Origin of the sequence: Lentilactobacillus sp., from assembly GCF_040773105.1 — a bacterium.
Lineage (GTDB): Bacteria > Bacillota > Bacilli > Lactobacillales > Lactobacillaceae > Lentilactobacillus > Lentilactobacillus parabuchneri.
In genome coordinates this window covers 1-4120 of the sequence record NZ_JAXGWW010000187.1, presented here as the reverse complement: position 1 = coordinate 4120, position 4120 = coordinate 1, and the positions used below count along the sequence as shown (strand labels likewise).

At 44.9% G+C, this 4120-nt stretch carries 6 protein-coding genes; 1 reads left to right on the top strand and 5 read right to left on the bottom strand.

Annotation, left to right across the window (positions count from 1 at the left end):
* The 5 genes from AB3112_RS09000 to AB3112_RS08980 form a co-directional block, all read right to left on the bottom strand.
* Positions 1 to 675, bottom strand: a 675-nt coding sequence (locus AB3112_RS09000) for an MFS transporter (protein ID WP_367334335.1), incomplete at its 3' end; no start/stop codon positions are given.
* A gap of 178 nt (positions 676 to 853) precedes the next feature.
* Positions 854 to 1306, bottom strand: coding sequence for a hypothetical protein (locus AB3112_RS08995; protein WP_084972717.1), 453 nt, complete (start codon positions 1304 to 1306; stop codon positions 854 to 856).
* A gap of 15 nt (positions 1307 to 1321) precedes the next feature.
* On the bottom strand, positions 1322 to 1636 hold the full coding sequence (locus tag AB3112_RS08990; RefSeq protein ID WP_057910073.1) for a hypothetical protein: 315 nt from the start codon (positions 1634 to 1636) through the stop codon (positions 1322 to 1324).
* Positions 1633 to 1998, bottom strand: a complete 366-nt coding sequence (locus AB3112_RS08985) for a hypothetical protein (RefSeq protein WP_057910072.1) — start codon at positions 1996 to 1998, stop codon at positions 1633 to 1635. Before AB3112_RS08985 ends, AB3112_RS08990 begins: the two co-directional genes overlap by 4 nt.
* Before the next feature lie 125 nt (positions 1999 to 2123).
* Complete coding sequence (locus tag AB3112_RS08980; RefSeq protein WP_367334334.1) at positions 2124 to 3266, bottom strand: NADH-dependent flavin oxidoreductase; 1143 nt, start codon at positions 3264 to 3266, stop codon at positions 2124 to 2126.
* Positions 3267 to 3407: 141 nt separating this feature from the next.
* Here AB3112_RS08980 and AB3112_RS08975 point away from each other — a divergent pair, with 141 nt between their 5' ends.
* Entirely contained in the window at positions 3408 to 3866 is a 459-nt protein-coding gene (locus tag AB3112_RS08975; protein WP_367334333.1) for a nitroreductase family protein, read from the top strand.
* Positions 3867 to 4120: the final 254 nt, after the last annotated feature.

Genomic DNA, 4120 nt, shown 5'->3' with positions numbered 1-4120 from the left:
GACCGTCATTGATTCGATCGAGTATTGACTAACATTTGAGAAGCTCCACAATAAGCCGAGCAAGCCGAAACTGACGGTCATCAACCCCTCAACGTTAAATTTAGGTGCTTGATTGGTTGGGATCTTCGGCAGTGCCGTGACGGCCATAATTAAATCAATGATGATAAACGGCAGTACCAGAATGAAGAGGTAACGCCATGAGAAGTAGTTTAAAATCACCCCGGAAAGCGTCGGGCCAATAATGGGTGAGAAATTAAATGCCAAGCCGACAATGCCCATGACCGCTCCTTTTTTACCAGGTTGGGCATAGCGGATTGCCAAGCTGTTTACCAGGGGCATCATCATGCCGGCGCCAATTGCTTGAATCATCCGGCCGATAATTAAGGTTAAAAAGTTGGGGGCCAGCGCACCAAACACAGTTCCAATTAAAAAGATACTCGCGAAAAAAATAAATAACGATCGGAATGTAAACTTTTTGGTTAGGTACGCGCTGACCGGAATCATGATTGCATTTACCAGCGTGTAGCCGTTGCTGATCCACTGCACGGTTCCGGAAGAAACACCAAATACCTTCATAAAAGTTGGTAAGGCAACGTTCATTAGGGTTGAACAGAGGATTCCAAAGAAGGCACCAAAGACCATGATGATCAAAGAGTAACGATTTTGTTTTGACATTAGCAGGACTTCCAAGTATGTATTTTTAAAAATAGTAACTTTAAATATTGTAAGGATTATCACAAACAAATGCAAGCGGCTGCCTTCTGATAAGAACACGATTTCTCATTCAGGGCCAGCAGTTGTCACAACAAAAAAGGATGCCAGCAAATATCAACGCTGCAACATCCTTGTCAATTCAATATGAAGTGTTCTTCGATACCCGATAAAAGTTCGGTGAAAACGGGGTATTCTTGGCAATGTTGACGCCATCATAATAAATGTGCACGTAGCCATGGCCAACTCGTTTGAACGTAAAACGGGCCTGCTGCGACTTATTCAGCATATCAGTGCCGACAATCGTGTAGGCATTTGCGCCCACAGACTTCCATTTCGTATTTGTAATGTGCCAGCCTTCTGATTGAGTCAGAGAGGCGTTGATCTGGTTCTTCTTAACCCGAACGGACTCATAACTGTATAACTTCTTTACCCCAAAATACTTACCAACGTTGATTGTTTTGTTTTTCCAGTGACCGCGCAGGGCGGTTGGCGTTCCCTGATGCCACGTTGCGGCTTGGGTCGTCATTGTGGCTGCACCCATCAATCCGAGTGACGAAACGGCAACTATTGTGACTTGGCTGATTTTATTCACGCCCATCATCTCCAGTTAATTTGCTTGTTTAAATTGATTGACCAACTGAATGACCATACTTGGCTCACTTCCGGGAAGTGCTCGGTAGACCACGTAATCTCCAGGGATCAGGTTGAAGGACTCTAGTTGTGCGGATTTGGCGACGTTAAAGCCGGCAACTTCGTAATAGCTGTGGCCGTCGACAGCTTCATCCGTTAGTGTGACATTGACGGATTCAAGTGGGGCGACATCAAGGGATGCCCGGCGCAATGCCAGGTATTGGTAGTTGACCGAATCAACCATGATCGTTATTTCGTTGTTCGTACAAGGGACGTTAATGGTCTGTTTCAAATTGGTTTACTTCCTTCTTTGAGTTTTGCATGGCGAATATCGTTTACATTTATTGTAACCATCTTATCGGTTTGAAGATAGATCAAATTATCATTGGCACCAATGACAATACCACTTATATTATAAACGTTTAAATAGCCATCATCATTTAATTGAAGGGTAATTTGTTTGGCGTTTTGCCAACTGTCCTGCAATACCTTATCAATCACCTCTGGTTCCTGTTCCGGCAGCCGACGGATCGGGGCCTCTTCGCTTTTTTTATCTGTCATATCCTGGGTGTGATCGCTCAAAAAGTATCCCAGCCATTTCATCATGCCACGGTCATTATAGAGCCATTGATCGCGTGGAACGTTTCGAATCATGTTAAACACCCCCTATGGCTATAATATACGAACATATGTTCTAATCGTCAAGGGGAACAGATCAAATAAAAAAAATCCCAAGGCTGAACTGATTGCCAGCTTTGGGATTGGGGAATGTTACAGTTTTAAATTCGAATCTGCTTCTCATCAGTTGAAATCGGGAAGCCCTTCTTAAACGCAGTCCGCAAAAAATTCAGGAGTGGCGGGGTAATTTTCAACTCATCCAGATCTCGCAGTGAGAAGGTATAGCGAATCGCTTGTTCATCATCAGCTTCAACTTTTTGGACCCACTTTGGTTCACGAATTAGTTCCCGTCCCATGGCAGCAAATTGGACACCAGCGGCAATCAGCTTTTCAACTTGGGCAGGAGAGGCCAAGTGACCCACCACCATCAGTGGCAAATCATCAGCGAGCACTTCTTGAATTTTTTCGAACAGCGGTTGTTTGTCGTCACGGTCAACAATCGATCCCTGCCAAGCATCTGCCAATGATATGTGGAGGTAATCGATTGGCTTTTTGTTTAATTCTTTGATGAGGGCAAGGGTGTCTGCCATTCGGATGCCAGGCACTTCAATTTCTTCAGGAGAAAGACGGTAGCCTAAGATAAAGGATGAGGAATCGGATTTCTTGATAACGTCTGCGCAGGCATCAATGACGGCTAATGGGAAATTCATCCGTTTTTCCAGGGAACCGCCCCAGTGGTCTGTTCTGCGGTTGGAATGGGGGCTGAAGAACTGCTGAAGCAAATAAGTGTTGGCACCGTGGAGCTCAACGCCATCAAAGCCGGCATCAATGGCAAGTTGGGTGGCGTTGGCAAAGTCTTGAATGGTTTGTTCAACTTCTTCATTGGAAAGTGCTCGGGGTGTTTCAGCACCCAAGTGTTCAGAAGCCACCGCGCTGGCAGAAACGGGTTGCTTGCCGCGAAGAACACGACTGTTGCTCATACGACCGGCACTAAAAATTTGTAAAATTGCTTTGGTGTGGTTGATTTTAATGGCGTTGGCTAAACGTGCCAGTCCCGGCAACATGGTTTCGTGGGCAACACTTAATTCACCTTCGAAACCTTTACCGAGATCATTGACGTTGGCACATCCGGTGATGACCATGCCAGGACCGCCGGCACGCAACCGAAAGTAGTCAATTTCATCATTCGTGATACTACCGTCTTCGAAGCTGGACATTTCAGTCATTGGAGACATGGCAATTCGATTTTTGATTGTGACGCCGTTTCGTAACTTTGCTGGTTGTAAAAACTTGTAGTTCGTCATAAATGATCCTCCTAATGTGATAGATAAGTTGAGCTTACCATGTTTTTTAGTTGATGATAAGAAACTTTTCCAGAAACCTTCGTTTTCCATAAAAAACGCTTACAATGGAAGTGTACAGGAAAAGTAAGGAGAGATGTGACGATGGAAACACTAAAAATGATTCAAGCACGTAAGGCGGTTCGAGAATACTCCGGACAGATATCAGATGACCAGCTTCACCAAATTTTGTTAGCAGCTAATGCGGCACCAGTTGGTATGGGACGCTACGATGATTATCGGCTGACGGTGATTCAGGATGCCGAAGTCTTATCTAAAATGACGGGGATTTATGACGCACCGACTGTCATTGTGGTTTCAGTGAAAGTCGACAGTGCTTCAGATGAAATTTCTGCCGGCACGATTGTTCACAATATGGAATTGGCAGCAGAAGACCAGGGACTAGGTGCTAATTATAATATGGCCAGTCTGGGTTCGATTCCAAGTGGCGTGATTCCGGATGGCTTCAAACCAGCATTTGCATTAACCTTGGGTCAGACCAGTGATGAATTTACACCGCGAGAGATTCCGTTGGATCGGATTAAGACGAATACGGTTAAGTAATCGCTAAAATAAAATGGATTAGCCGTCTCAACTGGCTTGTTGAGAGGTTAATCCATTTTTTGTTTGAGTTTGATTTGAATCCTGTGGGGTGCGTTAGTGTCGCTACGGCTTTTTCGGCTTAGTATTTGTTTTGCTGCTATCTAGCCGAAAAACGTGTTCCGACGACCCAGACTCGTCCGCTTAATCCGATAGCTAACTTTGCCGCTGGTTTTGCGGCGAAGTTAACTATCACATTAATGCTCCGAGTCTAACCG